The organism is Pedobacter sp. KACC 23697 (assembly GCF_045348445.1).
GTDB lineage: Bacteria > Bacteroidota > Bacteroidia > Sphingobacteriales > Sphingobacteriaceae > Pedobacter.
On record NZ_CP157485.1, the window covers coordinates 1,624,002 to 1,646,797 of the forward strand.

Annotated in this window: 16 protein-coding genes and 3 tRNA genes; 13 read left to right on the forward strand and 6 right to left on the reverse strand. The window is 41.3% G+C overall.

The features are described 5' to 3' along the window. Window positions 1-3: 3 nt before the first annotated feature. The 6 genes from ABEG20_RS06140 to ABEG20_RS06165 all read right to left on the reverse strand — a co-directional run bounded on the left by ABEG20_RS06140 (window position 4) and on the right by ABEG20_RS06165 (window position 6,274). Window positions 4-1,599 carry a peptide MFS transporter gene (locus ABEG20_RS06140; protein WP_406826505.1) on the reverse strand — a complete coding sequence of 532 codons (1,596 nt, stop codon included), beginning with the start codon at window positions 1,597-1,599 and terminating at the stop codon, window positions 4-6. A gap of 135 nt (window positions 1,600-1,734) precedes the next feature. Continuing rightward, entirely contained in the window at window positions 1,735-2,631 is an 897-nt protein-coding gene (locus tag ABEG20_RS06145) for a hypothetical protein (RefSeq protein WP_406826506.1), read from the reverse strand. Between the two features lie 38 nt (window positions 2,632-2,669). Then, entirely contained in the window at window positions 2,670-3,845 is a 1,176-nt protein-coding gene (locus tag ABEG20_RS06150) for an acetyl-CoA C-acyltransferase (protein ID WP_406826507.1), read from the reverse strand. Between the two features lie 874 nt (window positions 3,846-4,719). Further along, on the reverse strand, window positions 4,720-4,887 hold the full coding sequence (locus ABEG20_RS06155) for an Arc family DNA binding domain-containing protein (protein ID WP_406826508.1): 168 nt from the start codon (window positions 4,885-4,887) through the stop codon (window positions 4,720-4,722). A gap of 2 nt (window positions 4,888-4,889) precedes the next feature. Then, complete coding sequence (locus ABEG20_RS06160; protein WP_406826509.1) at window positions 4,890-5,411, reverse strand: hypothetical protein; 522 nt, start codon at window positions 5,409-5,411, stop codon at window positions 4,890-4,892. Between the two features lie 5 nt (window positions 5,412-5,416). Further along, window positions 5,417-6,274 (reverse strand): SPFH domain-containing protein, encoded by an 858-nt coding sequence (locus tag ABEG20_RS06165; RefSeq protein WP_406826510.1) that lies wholly within the window; start codon window positions 6,272-6,274, stop codon window positions 5,417-5,419. A 119-nt stretch (window positions 6,275-6,393) separates the two neighbouring features. On the opposite strand from ABEG20_RS06165, the gene ABEG20_RS06170 reads away from it, so the two are divergent. The 13 genes from ABEG20_RS06170 (at window position 6,394) to ABEG20_RS06230 (ending at window position 22,794) form a co-directional block, all read left to right on the forward strand. After that, complete coding sequence (locus tag ABEG20_RS06170; RefSeq protein WP_406826511.1) at window positions 6,394-8,472, forward strand: HD family phosphohydrolase; 2,079 nt, start codon at window positions 6,394-6,396, stop codon at window positions 8,470-8,472. A gap of 82 nt (window positions 8,473-8,554) precedes the next feature. Further along, window positions 8,555-8,641: transfer RNA gene (locus tag ABEG20_RS06175), tRNA-Ser, on the forward strand. A 100-nt stretch (window positions 8,642-8,741) separates the two neighbouring features. Next, window positions 8,742-8,815: transfer RNA gene (locus ABEG20_RS06180), tRNA-Pro, on the forward strand. A 54-nt stretch (window positions 8,816-8,869) separates the two neighbouring features. Then, a tRNA-Pro gene (locus tag ABEG20_RS06185) sits at window positions 8,870-8,943 on the forward strand. A gap of 152 nt (window positions 8,944-9,095) precedes the next feature. Then, entirely contained in the window at window positions 9,096-9,722 is a 627-nt protein-coding gene (locus tag ABEG20_RS06190) for an RNA polymerase sigma factor (RefSeq protein WP_406826512.1), read from the forward strand. Window positions 9,723-9,788: 66 nt separating this feature from the next. Then, complete coding sequence (locus tag ABEG20_RS06195; protein WP_406826513.1) at window positions 9,789-10,811, forward strand: FecR family protein; 1,023 nt, start codon at window positions 9,789-9,791, stop codon at window positions 10,809-10,811. Between the two features lie 86 nt (window positions 10,812-10,897). After that, the gene (locus ABEG20_RS06200; RefSeq protein WP_406826514.1) at window positions 10,898-14,311 is read left to right on the forward strand and encodes a SusC/RagA family TonB-linked outer membrane protein; all 3,414 of its coding nucleotides are present in this window, start codon (window positions 10,898-10,900) and stop codon (window positions 14,309-14,311) included. A 10-nt stretch (window positions 14,312-14,321) separates the two neighbouring features. Next, window positions 14,322-15,854, forward strand: coding sequence for a SusD/RagB family nutrient-binding outer membrane lipoprotein (locus ABEG20_RS06205; RefSeq protein WP_406826515.1), 1,533 nt, complete (start codon window positions 14,322-14,324; stop codon window positions 15,852-15,854). Window positions 15,855-15,917: 63 nt separating this feature from the next. After that, on the forward strand, window positions 15,918-17,552 hold the full coding sequence (locus tag ABEG20_RS06210; RefSeq protein ID WP_406826516.1) for an alpha-L-fucosidase: 1,635 nt from the start codon (window positions 15,918-15,920) through the stop codon (window positions 17,550-17,552). A gap of 18 nt (window positions 17,553-17,570) precedes the next feature. Beyond that, the gene (locus ABEG20_RS06215) at window positions 17,571-19,871 is read left to right on the forward strand and encodes a family 20 glycosylhydrolase (protein ID WP_406826517.1); all 2,301 of its coding nucleotides are present in this window, start codon (window positions 17,571-17,573) and stop codon (window positions 19,869-19,871) included. After that, entirely contained in the window at window positions 19,872-21,188 is a 1,317-nt protein-coding gene (locus tag ABEG20_RS06220) for a gluconate:H+ symporter (protein WP_406826518.1), read from the forward strand. An 18-nt stretch (window positions 21,189-21,206) separates the two neighbouring features. Beyond that, window positions 21,207-21,677 carry a RidA family protein gene (locus tag ABEG20_RS06225; protein ID WP_406826519.1) on the forward strand — a complete coding sequence of 157 codons (471 nt, stop codon included), beginning with the start codon at window positions 21,207-21,209 and terminating at the stop codon, window positions 21,675-21,677. Between the two features lies 1 nt (window position 21,678). Beyond that, entirely contained in the window at window positions 21,679-22,794 is a 1,116-nt protein-coding gene (locus ABEG20_RS06230; protein ID WP_406826520.1) for a D-TA family PLP-dependent enzyme, read from the forward strand. Window positions 22,795-22,796 lie beyond the last annotated feature (2 nt).

Genomic DNA, 22,796 nt, shown 5'->3' on the forward strand with positions numbered 1-22,796 from the left:
TGATTAGTGAACACCGTGCATCCATTTGCGCAGAATCGGACTTATGGCGAACATAATGAAACCAGCAACAATTGGTATGATGGTAAATATTAAGAAGAACGTGGAGATGGAATAAGCCGAACTGATTTTATCGATCATTGATCCGGTAGCTCCTGCAAGATAATTACCGATAGCGGTACAAGTGAAAAATACACCAAACATTAAACCAACCAAATTAGCTGGTGCCAGTTTACTTACATATGATAAACCAACCGGAGAAATGCATAATTCGCCAACAGTATGAAAGAAATAAGCGAAAACAAGCCAGAATAAACTTACTTCTGCTGAAGTAGCTCCTCGCGGAATTGCAGAACCTCCATAAGCCAGTCCCGCAAAACCAATACCTACGAAAATAAGTCCAAATCCGAACTTTACCGGACCACTTGGGTTAAATTTGGTTTCCCATATTTTTGAAACAATTGGAGCTAATGATACGATAAAAAATGAATTAAGTACACTGAACCATGAGGCAGGCACTTCGGTGCTTACAGAGCCCAGTTCGCGGTCTACTTTCCAGATGGCTAATACCCAAATAATAGCAAAACTTAGTAGGGTGAATAAAATGGTTGCCGGATATTTCTTGAATATTTTTCTGGCTAATGAGAACAATACGAAAGTTACGGCTACCAGTGGAAATATTGTAAGAATACTGTCTACCCATTTAAAAGTGGTTGCCGCACCGCCGGTTAAATTTCTTAGCGTATAATCTTTGGCAAAGATAGTCATCGAGCCACCTGCCTGTTCAAACACCATCCAGAAGAAAATAGTGAAAATAGATAAGATGGCAATAACCCATAAACGCTGGTTTCTCACTTTTCTAGGAATTTCTTCTACTGTTGGGTCTGCTTTTTCAACTTCTTTGGTTTTATCAACAGATGCACCAATTACACCAAAAATTTTCTGACCGAAATAAAATTGCAACATACCGAAGAGCATAAAAATACCAGCCAGACCGAAACCGTAGTGCCAGCCTACTTTTTCGCCAATATAACCGCACATTAACATCCCAATAAAGGCACCAGAGTTAATACCCATGTAGAAAATAGCATAAGCACTGTCTTTTTTATCGCTGATAGGCGGGTAAAGTTTACCTACAATGGAAGAAATGTTCGGTTTAAAAAATCCGTTACCTACAATCAATAATAGTAAACCTACATAGAAAAAGTTATTGCTAAAGCCCTCAAGTGCCATGGCAGCGTGGCCAAGGGTCATAATAAAAGCACCGATGATTACCGCTTTTCGATAACCTGTAAATTTATCGGCAATTAAACCACCAAGTATTGGTGTAAAATATACCAAACCGGTATAAATGGCATAAAGCTGTAAGGCTTCAGGCCGTGGCCAACCCCAGCCGTTTTTGCTCAGGTCACTTATCAGGAAAAGAACCAGAATGGCACGCATGCCATAGTAACTGAATCTTTCCCACATTTCGGTAAAAAAGAGCACAAAAAGGCCAACGGGATGGCTAAATAATTTCTCAGGAGAAACCCCTTGACTGGCTAAGTGGAGGTTTAGTTCCTTATCATGGTCAATACTAATGGTTTCATTAGATGTTTGCATAAAACATTTGTTGGTTTTAGTTTATGAATTCAGAATTTGTGTGTTGTTTAAGCTAGTTAGCAGGGCGCAATATAGTGAGCGATTGGCAAACTCACAAATTTTTAAGTGAGGAGTAAGGTAAATGATTTGTTAAAATCAAAACTTCCGGATGGGTTTAACATTTTTCTTGGGGTCTGCATAAAGCGCATCATTTGAGTCTGCATCATTGTTAAGGATGATATCTTCCTGCAGTTTTAATCTTCCGCTTATAATTTTGAAACCATCAAAGGTACCGTCCGACCCATAATATTCAAATTTATCTTTTATTTCCGGATCAAAAGAGGCCAGATGATCAAATACGATCATACCTGCTTTCAGATCGGTTTTTAAAGTCATGGCATTCGATTTGGCATACTCAAATATGATCCTGTTTTTCCCTTTTAATTCTTTGCCGTCAAAAACAGGTGCACCAAAGGTGAGCTTGTCCTGATCAAAAGCAAGAATGTCAATTACCTTTTTAGTGGTTACCTGTGTATTGCCTTTCCAGCCCAAAAGTATATAATAAGGCAATCGGCTTCCGCTGGTAACCGGAACAATTTCATAATACCTGGCACCAAACCATTTCTGATTATTGGTAATGCCATTTGGGTCGCTAATATTATCGGTCTGATCGATTAAAGGGTACAGTTTCAACGGACCGTTTTTGGTATTCATCTGGATGGCACCATAATAGCGATATGTACCGTTTTCGAGCAGTACATACCAGCTCAGGATCCTAAAAGCCTGATCGGGTGATTTAATTACCGATATATTTTTAAGCGAATCGAAAGGATAAGAAAAAGAGTTGGAGACTTTTAAGGCCTCCACCAGTGTTTTTACAAAACTGCCGTTTAACGCTATTTTTTGTGCATCGCCCTGCGCAGCAATAACCCTTGATGATATTTTAATCAGTGTATCCTGAAAAACATTTAAGGCATTTGCGGCTTGCTGCGCCCTTAAGCTAAAGCTTAGCGTGGTTAAGATGAAAAGAATGGAATATCTGATAATTTTCATATGATTAAATGCACAAAAAAAATGCGGGCAAGTTGAAGTTATATTTTCTCGATAACGATTGCACTTGCACCACCGCCACCGTTACAGATGCCGGCCACACCGATTTTTCCATCATGCTGTGCCAATACCGAAAGCAAGGTGACTACAATCCGCGCACCTGATGCACCAAGCGGGTGACCTAATGAAACGGCGCCACCATTCACATTAACCTGGCTATCGTTTAATTTTAAAAGTTGGTTGTTGGCAATGGAAACTACCGAGAAAGCTTCGTTGATTTCAAAATAATCTACGTCTGTTATATTTACATTGGCTTTGTGTAAAGCCAAGGGAATGGCTTTTGAAGGTGCCGTGGTAAACCATTCTGGCGCTTGTTGTGCATCAGCATAGCCCAAAATTTTGGCTAAAGGCTTTAAGCCTAGCGCTGTTGCTTTAGCTGCGCTCATTAAAACCAATGCTGCTGCACCATCGTTTAAGGTAGATGCGTTTGCCGCGGTTATTGTTCCGTCTTTTTTGAAAACAGGTTTTAATGAAGGTATTTTATCAAATTTTACTGCTGTGGGTTCATCATCTGTATCAACCAAAGTAATCTCTCCCTTACGGTCTTTCACCTCGATGGCAACAATTTCATTCGCAAATTTACCTGAAGTTTGTGCAGCTTGCGCTCTTTTGTAAGATTCGATGGCAAAATGATCCTGTGCCTCGCGACTGATGTGGCATTCGGTAGCGCAAAGTTCGGCTGCAGAACCCATATGATAATCGTTGTAAACATCCCAAAGTCCATCCTTTACTAAACCGTCTGTAATTTGTCCGTGGCCCAGGCGATAACCGTTTCTTGCCTTGTCCAGGTAATAGGGAACATTGCTCATGCTTTCCATGCCACCGGCTACAATAATTTCATTATCGCCATTTGCAATACTTTGTGCAGCAAGCATAATTGCTTTGGTACCCGAAGCACATACCTTATTGATGGTTGTGGCAGGTAAATCTGGTAAACCGGCAAATTTTGCAGCTTGTGTAGCTGGTGCCTGTCCAAGGTTTGCCGATAAAACATTGCCCATGTATATTTCCTGGATCTGTTCTGGTTTTAAACCGGCTTTTTCAATGGCGGCTTTAATGGCAAAACCACCGAGCTGGGTAGCAGAAAATTGAGCCAATGAACCTCCAAAACTGCCAATAGGCGTTCGCACAGCTGATACAATTACAACTTCTTTCATGTATATTAAATTTTATGAATTTTTGGTTAGGCCGCTAAGTTAGTTAAACCTTACAGGTTTCCAAAGCTTGGACACTTTAAAATAACGTTTGAAAGGTTGTTTTAGCGCTTTAGGGTTTAATAAGATTTAGTGGTTTAGTGATGTTGGTTTACTCCCCTCATTGTGAGGGAGGTTGGGCGTAGGGCGGGGTGGTTGATTCGTTTTGACAAAGATTTGAAGTTAGCTTGTGTTGTGATTTTTGGTTTGATCAGTTAAGGTTTTTTGGAAATGAATGGTTCAGCACTTTTCGCTTGCTGTAGTCCTGCTGTTTGCTATAGCCCTCATACTTCGGGGCTGCCGCTGCCATCAGGTTTAATTACCAGGGCTGGTGCTGCTTGGGGTAGTTGGTTTTTCTTGGGCCGGTTTACTCCCATCCTTATTAAGGAGGGGGTGCCCATAGGGTGGGGTAGTTGATAAGTTTTTATAAAAAGGTTGAGTTAATGATTAGGTGTTGTGATCTTAGTTTAGTCAATTAAGGTTTTTTGGAAATGAACGTTTAGTGCGTTTCGCTTGCTGTAGTCCTGCTGTACGCTGTAGCCCTCATACTTCGGGGCTGCCGCTGCCATCAGGTTTAATTAACTTTGGGTTGGTGGTTCTTTGGAAAGGTTGTAGTTAACAGAAAGCTAAATCCTAAACCTGTCAGATTTAATTTAAGGCGGTGGGTTTTGCGTTAGGGATTGTAAGGGTTCAGTACCGGTTTTCATCGGTACCGGAGCGAAGCGAAGCCCTGAAAAGCCCAACCCTTTCCCGATTTTTTCATTGGGAAAGGGTAACGCCCAAATCAGTTTAGCAGTTTTCAGATGGCAGTTTTCAGTTGGCAGTTAACAATTTACAGTTATTCCTCTTTCCCCTTTCCCTTCTTTCTTGATTTTAAAGCCTGGGTAAGTAGAAACTCAATCTGCCCGTTTGTACTTCTAAACTCATCGGCAGCCCAGGTTTCTACTTCTTTTAATAAAGCTGGACTAATTCTTAATACAAAAGCTTTTTTATCTTTCTCCGCCATTCTTATTGTATTGCTTGTATATTATACCTTGTTTTTAAGTTGATCAGGAACAATTCCATTTCGTCGATTTTATTTGAGCTGAACAGCAGCTTCCTGCCATTTTTAAATTTCAGCTGCAAGCCTCTGTCTTTATCGTTTAATAGATATGCCTTATCACTAAATTTAAACCAAAGCCTGCTTTTAACGCCATAACCACCATAATCGCCAAAAGCATCATATTTGGTCGTATAAGCTTTATCGATTTCATCCCACGGAAGATGTTTTAATTTTGCTTTGAATGGAAAGTAACGATAAAAAATACCTTCGTGATTGATCCGTAACGTTAAAACATGTTGCTGAATGAGGTAAATAATGATAAAAGGTAACAGTACTGCCCAGAGCGGTGCGAAATAAACATCTTTTAAATCTGTAAAGCTCATGCCCCCTTTATCAAAAAGCACAATACTCAATACAATGATGGCATCAACACCTATTAGTAGATATAGCCACCATAGTTTTAAATGCTGTTTCTCCTCAAATTGCATTGTACCTAATTATATAGGGTGCCGGTATTTACCACTGGCTGCACATGGCGGTCGCCACAAAGTACAACCAGTAAATTACTTACCATAGCTGCCTTGCGCTCTTCATCCAGTTCTACAATTCCTTTTTGCGATAATTTTTCCAATGCCATTTCTACCATACCCACGGCACCTTCAACAATTAATTTACGGGCTGCAATAACCGCTGTAGCCTGTTGGCGCTGTAACATGGCGCTTGCAATTTCCGGTGCATAAGCCAGATGCGAAATCCTGGCCTCTAAAACTTCAATACCTGCGCGTGATAAACGTTCATTCAGCTCATTCTCCAAAAGTTCACTTACTTTTTCGGCACCATCTTTTAACGTAATGCTGGTTTCTTCTCCCTCAGCATGGTCATACGGGAAGATGTTGGCCAAATGCCTGACGGCAGCCTCACTCTGGATGTTTACATATTGCATATAATTTTCTACGGAGAAAACGGCTTTGGCTGTTTCGTTTACTTTCCAAACCACAACGGCTGCAATTTCGATCGGGTTGCCCAGTTTGTCGTTCACTTTTAATTGCTGTCCATTTAAATTGTTCGCTTTCAATGATATACGTCTTTTTGCCGTTAAAGGGTTTACCCAGAAAAAGCCGTCAGCTTTTACCGTGCCAATATATTTTCCGAACAGTGTGAGTACCATCGATTGGTTGGGGTTGATGATTAAGAAGCCTGGAAACAATAAAAATACATCTATCGCTAATAAAACGCCTCCCCAAAGAAAAATTTCTGAAACAAAACAGAAAATGGAAGCGCCCAGCAATGCCAGGCTCAAAGCGAAAGTTAAATAGCCGGATGGCGGATTGATAATTTTTTCTTGATACATAATTGATATTAATTTGATATCATAAAATAAAATATAAAATCTGGTATTTGCAAACAAAACGTGCAAAATTTATATTAGATAAAAATGTTATTTTTGACAATACAATAAATACATTCGTTTTGGCCAAGATCAAGAGAAATTCACATAAGATCCTTTACCGGAAGTATTCATCAAACCTGAAATATGTGATGATGATATTTACCGTTTTCATTATAACGCTATTTTTACCCAAACAGCCCCGGTTTAGATATGAGTTTGAAAAAAATGCGGTGTGGAAAAACAAGGATCTGATTTCGCCTTTCAGTTTTGCTATTTTAAAAACCAACCCGCAGGTTAAGGCTGATAAAAAGAATGCCTTAAAAGATATTTTGCCCGTTTACCAATTGGATAGGGGCATTACGGCCAATGCATTGGATGAGTTTGCCAATGAATTTGATGTGAAATGGAAATCGAAACAGCTCAGCGAAAAAGACAGGGATGTATATAAAAGTGCTGCCTATAAATTGTTGCAGAGCATTTATCAGAAAGGCATTATTGGCCTGAATGTGAAACACCAGGCCGGTGGTAAAAACTACGATTTTTCGCTGCTCGAAAATAACGTGGCACAGGAGAAAAACACGCAAGATGTTTTTACTGCAGAATCGGCACTGAAGTTTTTTAGAGATAATTTCAAGGCCCCCAACCAGGTAATGGGCGATCTGATTGCAAACCTGGCGATTGATCACATTACCCCAAATATCGTATTTGATGAACGCCTGACGCAAACCATACAGGATAATACGGTGAACAACATCTCCACAACCAAAGGCATGGTGCAAAAGGGGGAGCTTATTGTGGCCAAGAATGATGTTATTGATGAAGAAATTTATCAGAAACTGGAATCTTATAAAGCTACCTACGATGCACAAACTAAAACCATTGGCAGCCGGGCACTGGTTTACCTGGGGCAGGTAGTGTTGGTTGGCTTTATTATCACAATATTAATGTCGTTCCTTTTTCTTTTCCGGAAGGATATTTTTGCCGATAACCGTCAACTTTCCTTAATTCTGATTGTAACCACCGGGATGCTGCTCGCCTTAACCTGGGCCATTAAAATGGAGATTCCCAGCTTGTATTACATCCCTTTTTGTGTGGTGCCTATCATCATCAGGATTTTGTTTGATACCCGTTTGGCACTTTACCTCCATATGCTGGTGATTTTAATTGCCGGATTTTTTGTAGCCAATAGTTTCGAATTTGTTTTTTATCAGGTTACAGCGGGTATGGTTGCTATATTCAGTATCAAGAACTTTGTTAAGCGGGAAAGGTTCCTGATTTCAGCCTTATTTATTCTGTTAGCGTATTTTGTTTCTTTTGTGGGCATTGCCTTGCTCCGCGAAGGTTCTTTCCGCGAAATTGAATGGCTGAATTTTATTCCTTTTGTGTTTAGCGTCCTGTTATCGCTTCTGGCTTACCCTTTAATTTACCTGTTCGAGCGTATTTTTGGTATCACTTCAGATGTGGCCCTGATCGAGTTGACCAACACCAATAATAAACTGTTAAGGGAACTTGCCTTTAAAGCGCCTGGAACGTTTCAGCACTCCTTACAGGTAGCTAACCTTGCCGAAGCTGCCATATTTAAAATTGGCGGTAATTCTGTATTGGTTAGGGCAGGGGCTTTGTATCATGATATCGGTAAGGTAGACAATCCACAGTATTTTATTGAGAACCAAAATACGGCAGTGAGTCCGCATGATAAGCTACCTTATGAGCAAAGTGCACAGATTATCATCCAGCATGTACATAAAGGCATTGAGATTTTAAGAAAGAATCAGATTCCTGAAGCCATAATCGATTTTATCAGAACACACCACGGAAATACCCGGGTGGATTATTTTTATCAGTCGTTCTTGAAAAATACACCTGAAAAATTTGTCGATGAAAACATTTTTCGTTACCCCGGCCCCATACCTTTTAGTAAAGAAACCGGAGTATTAATGCTCGCCGATTCTGTTGAAGCGGCCTCAAGAAGTCTGAAAAATCCCGATGCGCAGAACATCAATGACATCGTTGAACGTATAATTAACTACAAATTGGAGCAAAATCAGTTAGATGACTGCGATTTAACGTTAAAAGATATTGAGACTATCAAATTGATATTCAAGACAATGCTGATGAGCATCTACCATGTGCGCATAGATTATCAACAAATTTTGTAATTTTTTTTTGTTGGATAACTTGTTTTACTATATTTGCAGACCTCAAAACAACGCCGGTAGGGCAGAAAAATGAGGCTTGAAAGGAGAGGTGCCTGAGTGGCCGAAAGGAACAGTTTGCTAAACTGTCGTACTGGTAACGGTACCGCGGGTTCGAATCCCGCCCTCTCCGCTGAAAAAAAAAGTTGGTAAAATAAATGGAAAACCCAATAAAATCCATATCTTTGCCATCCCTTAGAAATAAGGTTAAAAAAAAGATCGATACCAAAGTTCGGGATGTAGCGTAGCCCGGTATCGCGCCACATTTGGGATGTGGAGGTCGTAGGTTCGAATCCTGCCATCCCGACTAAAAGTTCAATCCACTTTACAACAGGATTAAAAAAAGATCGATACCAAAGTTCGGGATGTAGCGTAGCCCGGTATCGCGCCACATTTGGGATGTGGAGGTCGTAGGTTCGAATCCTGCCATCCCGACACAAAGCAATAAGCCTTTAAATCATTAGATTTAGAGGCTTTTTTGTTTATCCCCTCTATTCTTCCAAAAAACGACAAAATTTTAATCAGAATTTCTCCATAAATTCCTTTCGTAGCTTAATTTTACTAAGTTAGTAAAACGAATTATCCCTATGCCGTTAAAAAAGGTTCAATTTCATGAAACCAGTGCACCCGAATGGAATTCCTTTAAAGGAGGGGATTGGAATGCCTACAGGAAATTGTACAATATTCATTTCAAGGCGCTTAATAATTACGGGTATAAATTTACCAGGGATGTGAGCCTGATCGAGGATGCGGTGCACGATTTATTTGTGAATTTATGGGCCAAACGCGAACAATTGGGTAACCCCGTTTCGGTAAAAAACTATCTCTATAAATCGCTAAGAAACCTTTTGTTTAGAAAAATGGAATCTCAGCAACGTTTTGTAAATGTAGACTCTCCTGACGATTATCCCTTTAACTTCGAAGTATCATTTGATACCATTTTTATGGAAGATGAGTCGAAAAAAGAACTTCAGCGTAAGTTAAAAGAGGCCATCCAAACCCTTTCTGCACGGCAACAGGAAATTATTTACCTTAGATTTTATGAAGGTTTAAGCTACGAAGAAGCCGCAGATATTATGAATCTGAATGTTACCTCCACTTATAAACTGCTGTATAAAGCTATAGGCAAACTTCAGGAACGGGTAAAGCTCGTTGATTTAATGATGATGTTGGCTATTATAGAGTCAAAAAGAGCACTTTTGGAAATAAATTAATTTTTTTCGAAAATGTAGGGATAATTTAGGTAGGTACATGTATATAGGGAATATATAAATGCTGATATGGATTTTTCTAAATATACACATTACACTTTTGAGGATTTTTTGAACGATGATGCTTTTTTATCGTTTGTTGTCGAGCAAAACGTTTCTGATGTATTGGCCTGGGAAAAATTTAAAGCAGCCCATCCACATAAAAGCAAAATTGCGCTTGCTGCTTTTGATACCATTTCGACTTACCGCCAACAAAAAGTTTTCAGTAATGAGCAGGCACAGCAATCGCTTTTCGAAAAAATTTCGGGCAGTATAACAGCAGGGGAGCCAAAAATCAAAAAACTTTCTTTTTCACCTTTCTTTAGGGTAGCGGCGGTTTTTGCAGTAGTCCTTCTATCGGCTGTACTCTATTTCACACTGTTGAGTAAAGATGCGGTTAAAACCGACTACGGCATGATCAAAACCATTGTCCTGCCGGATGGATCGGAAGTTACGCTGAATGGAAATTCAAAAATCAGTTATGCTGCCAATTTTGATGACGGGCCAAGGGAAGTGTGGATTGATGGTGAAGCTTTGTTTAGGGTGAAGCATATCAACATCGATACGAATCACATCCGGCCAGCTGAAAAATTTATAGTGCACTGCGGAGACCTAAACATTGAAGTATTAGGAACCACCTTTAACGTAAAAAGCAGGCATGAAAAAACCAGTGTAGGCTTATTAACCGGAAAGATCAGGGTAGATTATGACGATGTAAATAAAAGGCGGATGCAGTTTGTGATGAAGCCTGGTGATCTGGTAAAACATACAGAAGAAAGTAACCTGGTTCATCAGAAGATCGTTAATCCGCAACGTTTAACCGCCTGGATCAAACGCCAACTCGTATTTCAAAATGCCAGTCTGGAAGAGATGATTGGTGTATTACAGGATGATCTGGGCTATGAGGTCGTGTTGAGTGATAAGAAGCTTGGCGAACTGACGGTTGAAGGCGAAATTAATGTAGTCAGCGTTAAAGATTTACTCCAGATTTTATCTGCCACCTTACACCTCAACATTAAAACATATAATAAGAAAATAACCATAACCAAATAGTTTGGAAAAGATTTAAGCGCTTGAATCTAACCTAAACTATAATTAACCACAACAATTAACCAACAACAACTAAACTAAACAGGATTATGAGATTACTCTACCTTAGGAGGGTGGCTGGACACAGCTGTCTTACTTTGATGTTCTGTGCGTGTACATTATTTTGTTCCGCTCAGCTCCTGGCCCGCAATGTGGCACATGTAAATGGCGTAAAAGCGCAAAGCCTTAACGATAATAAAATATCGCTTAAAATAGCCTTACAACTAATTAAAACCAGGTTTGATATTAAAATAGCTTACAAAGCAGGCATTCTGGAAAATAAAGACAGTAACCTGACTGAAACACAGCTGATGGCCATTGGCGATCCCAAAACGGCTTTAACTTTTGCTTTAGAAGGTTCGACACTGGATTTTAATAAGATCAGCGAGTCGCAGTATGTTATTATTAATGCCAGGCCCGTAACTGCTGCTGATATAATTAAAGGAACCATTTTTTCAGCAAGCGATAACCTGCCATTAATAGGGGCTACCGTATATATCAAAGGGACCAAAACCGGTGCTTCGACCGATGCGCAGGGACAGTTCAGTATCACTATTCCGAGTGAACTGGCAGGAAAACCGATCATTTTAAGCATTGCGTCTGTAGGCTACGAAACACTTGAACTTCCGGTCAGTGATTTTAAAACAGCGATAAGTGTAAAATTAAAAGAAAGCGCCAGCAGCTTAAACGATGTGGTGGTAACTGCCCTGGGTATAAAACGCGATAGTAAAGCTTTAGGTTATGCGGTTACAGAAGTAAAGGGATCTGAATTTACGCAGGCCCGAGAAAATAATGTAGCTAACGCTTTAACAGGTAAAATTGCAGGAGTTAATGCTACGGGTTTATCTACTGGTCCTGGTGGCTCCAGCCGGGTAATTATCCGGGGGAATGGTTCATTTAATGGTAATAACCAGCCACTTTATGTGGTTAACGGAATGCCGATTGATAACAGTGTTCCGGGTGGTGCAGCAACTACGAATGGATTAGCTACTAATGTGGATAGAGGAGATGGGATTTCGAGTATCAATCCGGATGATATAGAGAGTATTACCGTATTAAAGGGGGGTACTGCCGCCGCACTATATGGTTCGCGTGCCAGTAATGGGGTAATTTTAATCACGACTAAGAAAGGAGTTAAACAAAAAGGTATCGGAGTTGAATACAATTCGACATTTACGATTGAGAATGCCATTAATGATAATGATTACCAGTATGAATACGGACAAGGGCTGGGCGGGGTTAAGCCTATGACGAAGAACGATGCGATTGCCACTGGTCGTTTATCGTTTGGAGCGAAGATAGATGGCTCTGATTATGTAGCTGCAGATGGATTAACCCATCCATACAGCGCGGTGAAAGATAATATCAAAAATTTCTATTCTACAGGAACAAACTTTACCAATACGATTGCATTTTCTGGTGGAACCGATGGTATTATTTACCGTTTATCTTTGTCAGATCTGGACAGTAAAGGGATTATTTCCAGTACCAGATTTAAAAGACAAACCGCTAACCTAAACATTAACGCCAGGATTAATGATAAGATAAAGGTTGAAGGTTTAGCGCAGTATAACCTGGAAAAAGGTTTTGGCAGAACGCTGGCTGGTGATGCATTGGGCAATCCTAACTGGACACCTTACGAAGTTGCCAATACGGTAGATGTACGCTGGCTTGCTCCGGGTTACGATGCCGCTGGGAATCAAACGCCCTGGAACGATGCAGGTATTGCCACAAACGGTTATTTTGTAATCAATAAATACCAGCAAAATGATGTAAAAAACAGGTTCATAGGTCAGGGATCTATTACCTATGATATGGTGAAGAATTTCCAGTTAAAAGGGGTAATCAGTCGCGACTTTTACAATTATAACTACGTTAATATTTTGCCAACAGGTGATATCTACATTCCAAAAGGACAGTATTCGGGTATTAAATCGGATGTTTCCGAAACAAACTCGCTGATTACCGGAAATTACAAAAACCGCATCGCTGATAAAATAGGAATTTCCATATTGGGCGGAGCCAACAGCCGCCGGTTCGAAAATAAACAGTTAAATATGGATGGAAATACCTTTACCATTCCATTTTTTTACAGCTATAAAAACCTGGCCACTTCGAGTACTATTCCTACCTATCAAAGAATCAGGACGAATTCGGTATTCGGATCTGCCGATGTTGATTATAAAAGCATCCTGTTTTTAACCTATACCGCACGTAACGATTGGTTTTCTACTTTAAGTCCAGATAACAACAGTATCCTGTACCAAAGTTTAGGCGGTAGTTTTGTCGCATCTGATGCTTTCAAGCTTCCGTCATCAATTGATATTTTAAGAGTCCGCGCATCCTGGGCTGAAGTAGGCGGAGGTGCTGCTGATCCATACAGAATTAATTTAAGTTATAGTAACGTTCCAAGTGCAGGTCAACCGCTTCAAAATGTGACCACGAACGATATTACCAACCCAAATCTGAAACCTTATACTTCCACTACTTATGAGGCTGGTGTGGAATTAAAAATGTTTAAAGGACGTTTAGGATTAGATTTTACTGCATATAGCCGCAAAACAACCAACGATATTCTCAACGCAGCCATTTCATCCACTTCAGGCTACAATAATGCCGTATTAAATGTCGGTGAACTGAGTAATAAAGGGATTGAGTTTCTGTTGACGGGGGCACCCGTTCAAGGCAATAAATTTGGCTGGAATATCAGTTATAATGTGGCCTATAATAAAAGTGAGGTATTGAAGCTGGTAGAAGGAACCACAACTTTTGAGATGGCACGTACGGTGGGCAACTGGGGTTACATCAACCAAACGGTGGGCAGTGCTTACGGAACTATTGTTGGCACGCGTATGTTAAGAAATGAGGCAGGTCAGATTGTATATAATTCAGCTACAAAACGTCCGGTTGCTACCGGTTTGCAAGAGCTGGGTAACGGGGTAGCGCCGCTGACGATGGGCTTAACTCAGGATTTTAGATTTGGTAATTTCAACCTGAATTTTTTGATCGATGGTAAATTCGGAAATAAGGTGTTTTCTGTCAAAGAAGTTTATGCTACCCGTTTAGGATTATTAAAAAGTACCTTACCCGGACGCGAAAACGGATTGACCATTTCGGGTGTCGATCAGGCAGGAAATCCATATTCAGCTTTAATTCCGGTTAGCGATCTGCGTGCTTATTATAACGACCTGCGTAATTACTCAGAATTATTTGTACATGATGGTGGCTTTATCAAACTTCGCCAGGCCATTTTATCGTACAATATTCCGGTTAAAAAGCTTGATTTTCTTAAGATACAGTCAGCCAGTATCTCATTTGTTGCCCGTAACATCCTTACCTTTTATAAAAAGACCGATAATTTTGATCCGGAATCGAGTTATACAAACGGTAATGCTCAGGGTTTTGAATCAATCGGATTGCCACGTACACGTACTTTCGGTTTAAACCTTATGGTCAAATTTTAATGCTTGAAAGATGAAAAAGTTAATGAAAAAATATCAATCAGCTGTTTGCGTCTTGTTAGTTAGCACGCTTTTAGCTTCTTGTACAAAAGATTTTCAGGAGATTAATACCGATCCTGAATCCTCCACCACCATTCAGCCTGCTTATGTTTTTACCAAAGCACAATATGATGGTGCCAAGAATAATCTTATTCTGCTGCTGGGTACCATGCAGTACACCACCAGTTTTAATGATGTGGCTGGTTTCGGATCGAAATATGTGTCCAGTCAAAACCAACAGTCTATGGCTCAATTCAGCAATGCCTACTATCAGGAAATTAATGAGCTGGCACTGGTGATCAATGCGGTGAAAAATGATCCTGAACAGGTGAATTTATTAGCCGCGGCAAGAATCTGGAGAGCTTATTGCTTTAGTCGCATTACCGATTTATATGGTGATGTACCCTATACTGAAGCGGCCCAGGGGTACACCAATTCGAACTATAAACCTGCTTACGATCCGCAAAGAAGTATCTATTTAGACATGCTGAAGGAACTGGACGAATCTGCATCAGGTTTAAATGCTGCTAAAGCTACCTTTGGTCAGGCTGATTTGATTTATGCCGGTAATACCGTTAAGTGGAAAAAATTTGCTTACTCCTTAATGCTTCGTTTGGGCATGCGTTTAACTAAGGTTGATGCCGCATTGGCCGAAACCTGGGTGAAAAGAGCAATAGCCGGAGGTGTGATTACCGATGATGCCGATATCGCTAAAATCACTTACATGAGTGCCGGCCAGGATATCAATAAAAATCCCATTGCCTTTAGTTTGTATAACAGTGATTATATCAAAGCTGACGGCAACAGCAATCCAGAAGGCGGAAAATATCAGAATACCTTCATCACTTACATGAAAACCAATAAAGATCCGCGTTTAGGGATTCTTTCTGTGGTGTATATAAATGGAGTTGCCGATACTTCTATGGCGATACAAAAAGGTATGCCTGCCACTTTAAGCGCAAAACCGGCTGATTTTGTAACCTATTCAGAGCCCAATCAGAAAACGGTGCTGGCCCAGGGAGGGGCAAAGCTCATTTATACAACAGCTGAAACCAATTTCCTTTTGGCAGAAGCCGTTTTGCGTGGATGGTATACGGGTAGTACTGCTGGTACACTTTACGAATCGGGGATCCGCGCGGCCATGAAACAATGGGCAATTATTGCTCCGTCAGATGGGATCATCAGCGATTTGCAGATCAATACCTATATCAAATACCACCCGTTTAATACCACTGGAACTTTTGATGCACAAATGCAGCAGATTTATACAGAATATTGGCTGGCGGCATTCCCTGATGCACAGGAAGCATTTGCCAGTTACAGAAGAACAGGTTATCCGGCATTGGTGCCCGTAAATTATGTAGGAAATGCTACCGGAGGCCGGATTTTCAGGAGAATGTTATATCCACTTTCCGAGCAGAACTTAAACCGTGCATCGCTTGATGCGGCTATTGCCCGTCAGGGAGCCGATGATTTCATGACCCGCATCTGGTGGGACAAACTATAATGTGCTGATAATCATCCGGCAGGGCAGCCAAAGCTTTGCCGGATGAATTAAATGATCCGAAGAATGATATATCGAATACTATTAGTCTGTTTATTTTTTACGGGTACGGTTTCTGCCCAACGCAATGATGTGGTAGAAGATGAAACTTCCAGTAATTATAACTTAAACAAACCTGAACGTGAGGAATGGCTGCGTAACACCGGAGCGGGTTTATTTATCCATTTCAATGTGGATGCCCAACTGGGTGTAGTGATCAGTCACTCTTTGGTTGGCGCTTCTGATGATTACACGGAGCGTTATTTTAGGGAACTCCCTAAAACATTTGATCCATCATCTTTTAATCCGAAAGAAATTGCCGAACTGGCCAAACTGGCTGGTATGAAATACATTGTGTTTACCACTAAACACCATGCTGGTTTTTGTTTCTGGGATACCAAAACTACAGACTTTAAAATTACCAATACACCCTATAAAAAAGACCTGCTGAAAGAATTTGTAAAAGCTACTCGTGAAGCCGGGCTCGATGTTGGTTTTTACTTTTCGCCGGAAGATTTTAATTTCCTGTATAAACATAAAATTCCCATCAGCAGAAATATTACCAATCTGGATGAGTCGACCAAAAAGGAATATGCAGCATATAACCGTAAACAAACGGAAGAACTGATGCAGAATTATGGTAAGATTGATGTCTTGTTTATTGATGGCGACCCGAAAGAAGCCGTTAAAGAAACCGCCTGGAAAATGCAGCCTGATATTCTGATTACCCGTGGTGCAATTTTAACGCCAGAGCAAACATTGCCGGGGGCTAAAATTACGCAGCCTTGGTTATCTCCGATTACCATAGGCACGGCCTGGCAGTACCAACCTACCAATGAGCGATATAAATCGGGTTCGCAATTAATCGAGTTATTGATCGAGGCCCGTGCTAAAGGCGGTTCATTGCTGCTCAATGTGGGGCCGAAGGCAAATGGCGCGCTGCCCAACGAGCAGGGGGATCGTTTACGTGAAATGGGAGGGTGGTACTTTATCAACCATGAAGCTATGGACAATGTGCGCAGCTGGGTGGTGAGTAAAGAGCAAAATATTTACTTCACCCAAAAAGCACCGGGAAATTTGTTTGCCATTGTGATGGATGCTAAAAACTGGAAAGAAGGCGAACGTAAAACTTTTATTTTAAAATCTGCCAAGGCTACTGCAAATACAAAAATCAACGTATTGGGGCAAAACAGCCAGATTATGGAATACAAACCTGATCTGGATGTATCATCGAAATTTAAACAGACTGCAAATGGTCTGGAGCTTTCTGTGGTGAAGGCACAGCGTATTTACGACGATCACCGCTGGCCAAATCCTGTGGTAATTAAGCTGGAAAATGTTGAACCGGTATTTACTGAAGCGGCAATGGTGCAAAGTGGCGACTTTAAAGTAGCTGCAGCTGTTACCACACTAAATGGCAAGGTACTTAACTATGCTAAAATTATACCTCAACGGGCAAGATTCTACTATCGCCCATACCTGGGGCAGGTAGAAACTTTATATGCAGGCGCGTGGAAAATGAGTCCTTGGGTAAATATCAGGGCTGATGGAACTTTTAGCGGAACGGTAAAATTACCTAAAGGTGCTTACGAATATAAAGCCATTGTAGAACAGCAAAGTGTAATAATAGAAGGAGAAAATAAAGTTTTAAACTTACCTTAGGGAATGCTAAAAGGTTTTATGATGACGTGTTTCCTGAATCGAGCGCTTTCAGATCGGGTAAAATGGCTCGCCTTGCTTTTTGCATTGGGCGTTCAGTTTTTTTCGGGTAACATATTGGCGCAGGGGTATAGCGGATCAGGGATTATTCCTAAGCCTGCTGTTGAAATGAAACATTCGGGAAGTTTTGCGATACAAAAAACAACCAGGTTGCATATTTCCGGCTCCACTCCTCTAAGCACAGCATTTTTTGATCAGTATCTTAAAGATGTATCTGGTTTTACACTATCAAGAAGCCGTGAACCAGTGCCCAAAGGAATCAACCTGATGGTAGATACCCGCCTGAAGTTAAAATCTGAACGTTATTTACTTGATGTTTCCAGACAAGGCATTACCATTAAAGCCATTGATGAAAAAGGGTTGTTTTATGGCTTACAGTCGCTGGTTCAATTGATCAGGAAGAAAGGAAAGATAATTACTGTTCCAGCTTATCATATTCAGGATGAACCACGCTTTGCTTACCGGGGGATGCATCTGGATGTGGCCCGACATTTATTTAGTGTTCAATCGATCAAAAAGTGGCTCGATGTTCTGGCTTTTTACAAAATCAACACTTTTCACTGGCATTTAACCGACGATCAGGGTTGGCGGATAGAAATCAAAAAATATCCCTTGCTGCAAAGTGTTTCCGCTTATCGGGATGAGACACTGATCGGCCATAAAAGGGCTAATCCGCACCGTTTTGATGGTAAAAGATATGGTGGTTATTATACGCAGGAAGAAGTAAAGGAAATTGTTGCCTATGCCAGTGCACGCCAGATTACCACGATCCCAGAGATTGAAATGCCAGGACATGCGCAGGCTGTACTGGCGGCTTATCCTAACCTGGGTTGTACCGGCGGACCTTACCAAACGGCGACCTATTGGGGCGTTTTTGATGATGTTTTCTGTGCCGGAAATGAAGAAACCTTTCAATTTCTTGAAGGTGTGCTGGATGAGGTAATTCCTTTGTTTCCCTCAGCCTATATCCACATTGGGGGCGATGAATGTCCGAAAAACCGCTGGCACAACTGTCCCAAATGCCAAAAAAGAATTAAAGCAGGGCACCTGAAAGATGAGCACGAACTGCAATCATATTTTATTGCGCGTATGGAGCGATACCTGAACGCTAAAGGTAAAAAGATTATTGGCTGGGATGAGATTTTAGAAGGTGGCCTGGCACCCGATGCTACCGTTATGAGCTGGCGGGGTTTGGAAGGTGGAATTGCTGCGGCCAAACAGCAACATGAGGTAATCATGACACCTGAAAAGTTTCTCTATCTGGATTATTATCAATCGCTAAATAAAACGGAACAAGTTGCAGCCGGTGGCTATTTGCCACTAAAAAAAGTGTACGAGTATGAACCCATGCCGGCTGAACTAAATGCAGCCGAACAACAATATATTAAAGGCGTTCAGGCCAACGTTTGGAGCGAATACCTGAGCGATGCATCCAAAGCGGAGTACATGATCTTTCCGCGGGTGATTGCTCTTGCAGAAATAGCATGGTCTGCAAAAGCAAGTAAGAACTATCCTGATTTCCTGGCCCGTCTTCAGGCAAATGGGCGGTTTTTGAAACACCTGAATTATTCAACTGCCTTTTATGACATTACGGGCGAAAGTGTAAATGAGGCAAAGGCCTTTGCATTAAGTACTGATTTGCCAAATGCTGAAATCCGTTATACTTTAAATGACAAAAAACCTGGTTTAAGCAGCATAAAATACTCTGTTCCGATCCCCATTACGAAATCTTCAACCGTAAAAGCTCAGCTTTTTATAGCGGGCAAGCCGGTCGGGAAAATGTTTGAACAGGTTATCGTTAAAAGTATGGCAACAGGTAAAAAAGTGACACTTACCCATAGCGGAGAGGGCAATTATAATATCGGTGCCCAACGTTTAACCAATGGTATTCAGGGATCATATGTATACAATAATGGAGAGTGGTTGGGGCTTAGCGGAGGAGATTTTGAAGCCATGGTTGATTTAGGTGAAGAAAAAACGATACATGAAGTGGGCATCAATACCTTAAACTATCAGTGGCAAAAAATGCATCCGCCTAAACTACTTTTGGTAGAAGTTTCAACTGATCAGCAGGTTTACAAAGAAGTATCAAGGCAAACCGTTTTCAGTGTGGAAGGCATCAACGCGGCCTTGCATAAAATTACGCCTGCAAAAGCCCGGTACGTAAGGATTAAAGCCAGTAATATTGAGATCATTCCCAATGGTTTTTATGGCGCAGGAACAAAAGCCTGGCTAATGTTGGATGAAATTATCGTAAATTAAATGACTATTCTAATCGTTCTGCTCTGCATCGCACTATTAATTATACTGATCTCGGTTTTTAAGATCAATGCTTTCATCTCTTTTTTATTGGTGTCATTCATTGCCGGTTTAACGTTGGGTTTACCTCCGGCGAAAATCCCGGCCAGTATAGAAAAGGGGATAGGTGATGTACTGGGTTCGTTGGCGATCATCATCACTACGGGTGCGATGTTGGGTAAACTGGTAGCCGAAAGCGGTGCTGCACAAAAAATTGCCCAGGTAAGTATGCAGGTGTTCGGACGAAAGTATATTCAATGGGCCATGGTGCTAACAGGATTTCTGATTGGTATTCCGCTTTACTACGGCATTGGTTTCGTATTGATGGTCCCCCTGATTTTCTCGGTGGTTTATCGTTACAAATTACCAGCTTTATATATCGGCTTGCCCATGCTTGCTGCACTTTCAGTTACCCATGGTTTTTTACCTCCACATCCGTCGCCGGCAGCTTTGGTTGTGCAATTTAAGGCTGATATGGGCTTAACTTTATTATATGGTCTGGCCGTTTCTATCCCCGCAATCGTGATCGGCGGTCCCATTTTTTCGCGGACTTTAAAAAGTATTATCGCAGTACCCATCGCTTCTTTCAGTGCTGTCGAACGCGCTGATCAGGATCTGCCCAGCGGTTTCAAAAGTTTTTTCACCGCTTTACTTCCGGTTATATTATTGGCTGCTGCCTCTTTCCTTCCGCTTTTACTGAGTCCGAATTCAGCCATTTTACCTTACATTTTATTTGCCGGTCAGCCTTCTGTGGTGATGCTGATCGTATTGATTGCGGCTACCTGGTTATTGGGTTTATCTGAGGGTAGAAAAATAACTGCAATTATGAGGATTTATGGCGATGCGGTAAAAGATATTGCCCTGATTTTACTGATTATTGCCGGATCTGGTGCTTTGAAGCAGATTTTAACCGAGAGCGGTGTGAGTAACCAAATTGCGGCTTATCTCCGGCATGTTGAGCTGGAGCCATTATTTCTGGCCTGGCTGATCGCGGCTGTGATCCGCTTTTGTGTAGGGTCTGCAACGGTTGCAGGTTTAACCACTGCCGGTATCATTGTACCCTTAATGGAGCAGACACATACCAATCCAAACCTGATGGTGCTGGCGGTAGGTGCCGGGAGCCTCATGTTCTCGCACGTTAACGATGCCGGATTCTGGATGTTTAAAGAATACTTTGGCTTAAGCTTGAAAGATACTTTTAAATCATGGGCATTAATGGAATCAATTGTTGGCATTGTTGGTCTGCTTGCCATACTTTTGCTTCACCTGATTATCGCTTAATTATAACACATATATAAAATGGAAAATTTAACTCCCGACGAACGCTTCGAACAATTAAAACTGAACCTTCCACCTGCGCCTGCGCCGCTGGGGGTATATAAGCCTTGCCTGGTTGATGGGAAATATCTTTATCTGAGCGGTCACGGACCAGTGCAGGATGATAAATCACTTATTATCGGTCGTATCGGATCAGATTTAAATCAGGAAGATGGTAAACTTGCTGCTTTGCAGGTAGGTTTAACCATGTTATCCACAATTAAAGCCAATTTAGGCAGTTTGAATAAAGTTAAACGCGTAATTAAAGTATTGGGCATGGTAAACTGTACGCCGGAATTTGAAAAACACCCTTTCATTATCAACGGATGTAGTGAGCTTTTCGCAAAAGTATGGGGCGAAGAAAACGGGATTGGCGTACGCAGCGCAGTTGGTTTCGGCTCATTGCCCGATAATATTCCCGTAGAAATTGAGGCATTATTCGAATTATTTTAAAATGAAGCAAGAACAAGCCTGGTATCTGCTGCCTGATGAAGCACATATAGAAACACCATCACTTATCTTTTATGAGGAGCGTTTGAAAGCTAATATCAGTCTGTTAAAAAGCATGATTAATCGCATAGACCGGTTACGGCCCCATGTGAAAACCTACAAGTGCAGGGAAATTACCAGGCTGCTGTTATCGGAAGGCATCAACAAATTTAAATGTGCTACCATTGCAGAGGCAGAAATGCTGGCGATGGATCAGGCACCTGATGTTTTGCTGGCTTATCAACCGGTGGCCGAAAATATCAGCCGCTTTTTTAAACTCAACAGTCAGTACCCTGATACGGCTTTCAGCTGTCTGGTAGATCACCCGATCATAGCCAAACAGCTATCTGCAAAGGCGATTGAAGAGGATGTAAAAGTGGATGTTTACATCGATTTGAATGTAGGTATGAACAGAACCGGTATATTGCCAGATCAGGCCTTTGCATTAGCGGAAAGCTTGCAGCACTTAAACGGTTTAAAAATTAAAGGTTTGCATGCCTATGATGGCCACCTTCATGATGCCGCTATGGAAATCAGGATGGAGAAATCCGCACCTGTGATTAAACAATTGTCTGATCTGCGTGAAAAGCTTGAATCACATTTAGGGTATGACCTTACCATTATAGCAGGTGGTACCCCTACATTTCCAATCTACGCGTCAAAAACCGATTTTGAATGTAGTCCAGGTACTTTTATCCTATGGGATAAGGGTTATCAGGATGCTTATCCGGAGCAACCGTTTTACACGGCTGCGTTGGTAGCAAGCAGGGTAGTTTCCCTTCCGGATAAAGAATTGGTATGTGCTGACCTTGGTCACAAAGCGGTGGCAGCCGAAAAGGAGCTTAAAAACCGGGTGTATTTTATCAATGCCCCGTTTCTCGAAGTTCAAAGCCAGAGTGAAGAACACCTTGTATTATGCAACCCTGCACCTGAAGCCTATTTGCCGGGCGATATGCTGTATGGATTACCTTATCATATTTGCCCAACTGTTGCCCTCCATGAGCAGGCCATTTGCCTGAAGGCAGATCAATCCATGGAGCATTGGGATATGATTTCCCGAAAAAGAAAATTGACCATTTAAAA

Excerpts from the sequence above, each read along its gene's own strand:
- ABEG20_RS06140 (WP_406826505.1), bottom strand. The coding sequence starts at position 1,599 with ATGCAAACATCTAATGAAACCATTAGTATTGACCATGATAAGGAACTA.
- ABEG20_RS06230 (WP_406826520.1), top strand. The coding sequence starts at position 21,679 with ATGAAGCAAGAACAAGCCTGGTATCTGCTGCCTGATGAAGCACATATA.
- ABEG20_RS06210 (WP_406826516.1), top strand. The coding sequence starts at position 15,918 with ATGATATATCGAATACTATTAGTCTGTTTATTTTTTACGGGTACGGTT.
- ABEG20_RS06160 (WP_406826509.1), bottom strand. The coding sequence starts at position 5,411 with ATGCAATTTGAGGAGAAACAGCATTTAAAACTATGGTGGCTATATCTA.
- ABEG20_RS06225 (WP_406826519.1), top strand. The coding sequence starts at position 21,207 with ATGGAAAATTTAACTCCCGACGAACGCTTCGAACAATTAAAACTGAAC.
- ABEG20_RS06205 (WP_406826515.1), top strand. The coding sequence starts at position 14,322 with ATGAAAAAGTTAATGAAAAAATATCAATCAGCTGTTTGCGTCTTGTTA.
- ABEG20_RS06200 (WP_406826514.1), top strand. The coding sequence starts at position 10,898 with ATGAGATTACTCTACCTTAGGAGGGTGGCTGGACACAGCTGTCTTACT.
- ABEG20_RS06195 (WP_406826513.1), top strand. The coding sequence starts at position 9,789 with ATGGATTTTTCTAAATATACACATTACACTTTTGAGGATTTTTTGAAC.
- ABEG20_RS06190 (WP_406826512.1), top strand. The coding sequence starts at position 9,096 with ATGCCGTTAAAAAAGGTTCAATTTCATGAAACCAGTGCACCCGAATGG.
- ABEG20_RS06220 (WP_406826518.1), top strand. The coding sequence starts at position 19,872 with ATGACTATTCTAATCGTTCTGCTCTGCATCGCACTATTAATTATACTG.
- ABEG20_RS06150 (WP_406826507.1), bottom strand. The coding sequence starts at position 3,845 with ATGAAAGAAGTTGTAATTGTATCAGCTGTGCGAACGCCTATTGGCAGT.
- ABEG20_RS06155 (WP_406826508.1), bottom strand. The coding sequence starts at position 4,887 with ATGGCGGAGAAAGATAAAAAAGCTTTTGTATTAAGAATTAGTCCAGCT.
- ABEG20_RS06165 (WP_406826510.1), bottom strand. The coding sequence starts at position 6,274 with ATGTATCAAGAAAAAATTATCAATCCGCCATCCGGCTATTTAACTTTC.
- ABEG20_RS06215 (WP_406826517.1), top strand. The coding sequence starts at position 17,571 with ATGATGACGTGTTTCCTGAATCGAGCGCTTTCAGATCGGGTAAAATGG.
- ABEG20_RS06145 (WP_406826506.1), bottom strand. The coding sequence starts at position 2,631 with ATGAAAATTATCAGATATTCCATTCTTTTCATCTTAACCACGCTAAGC.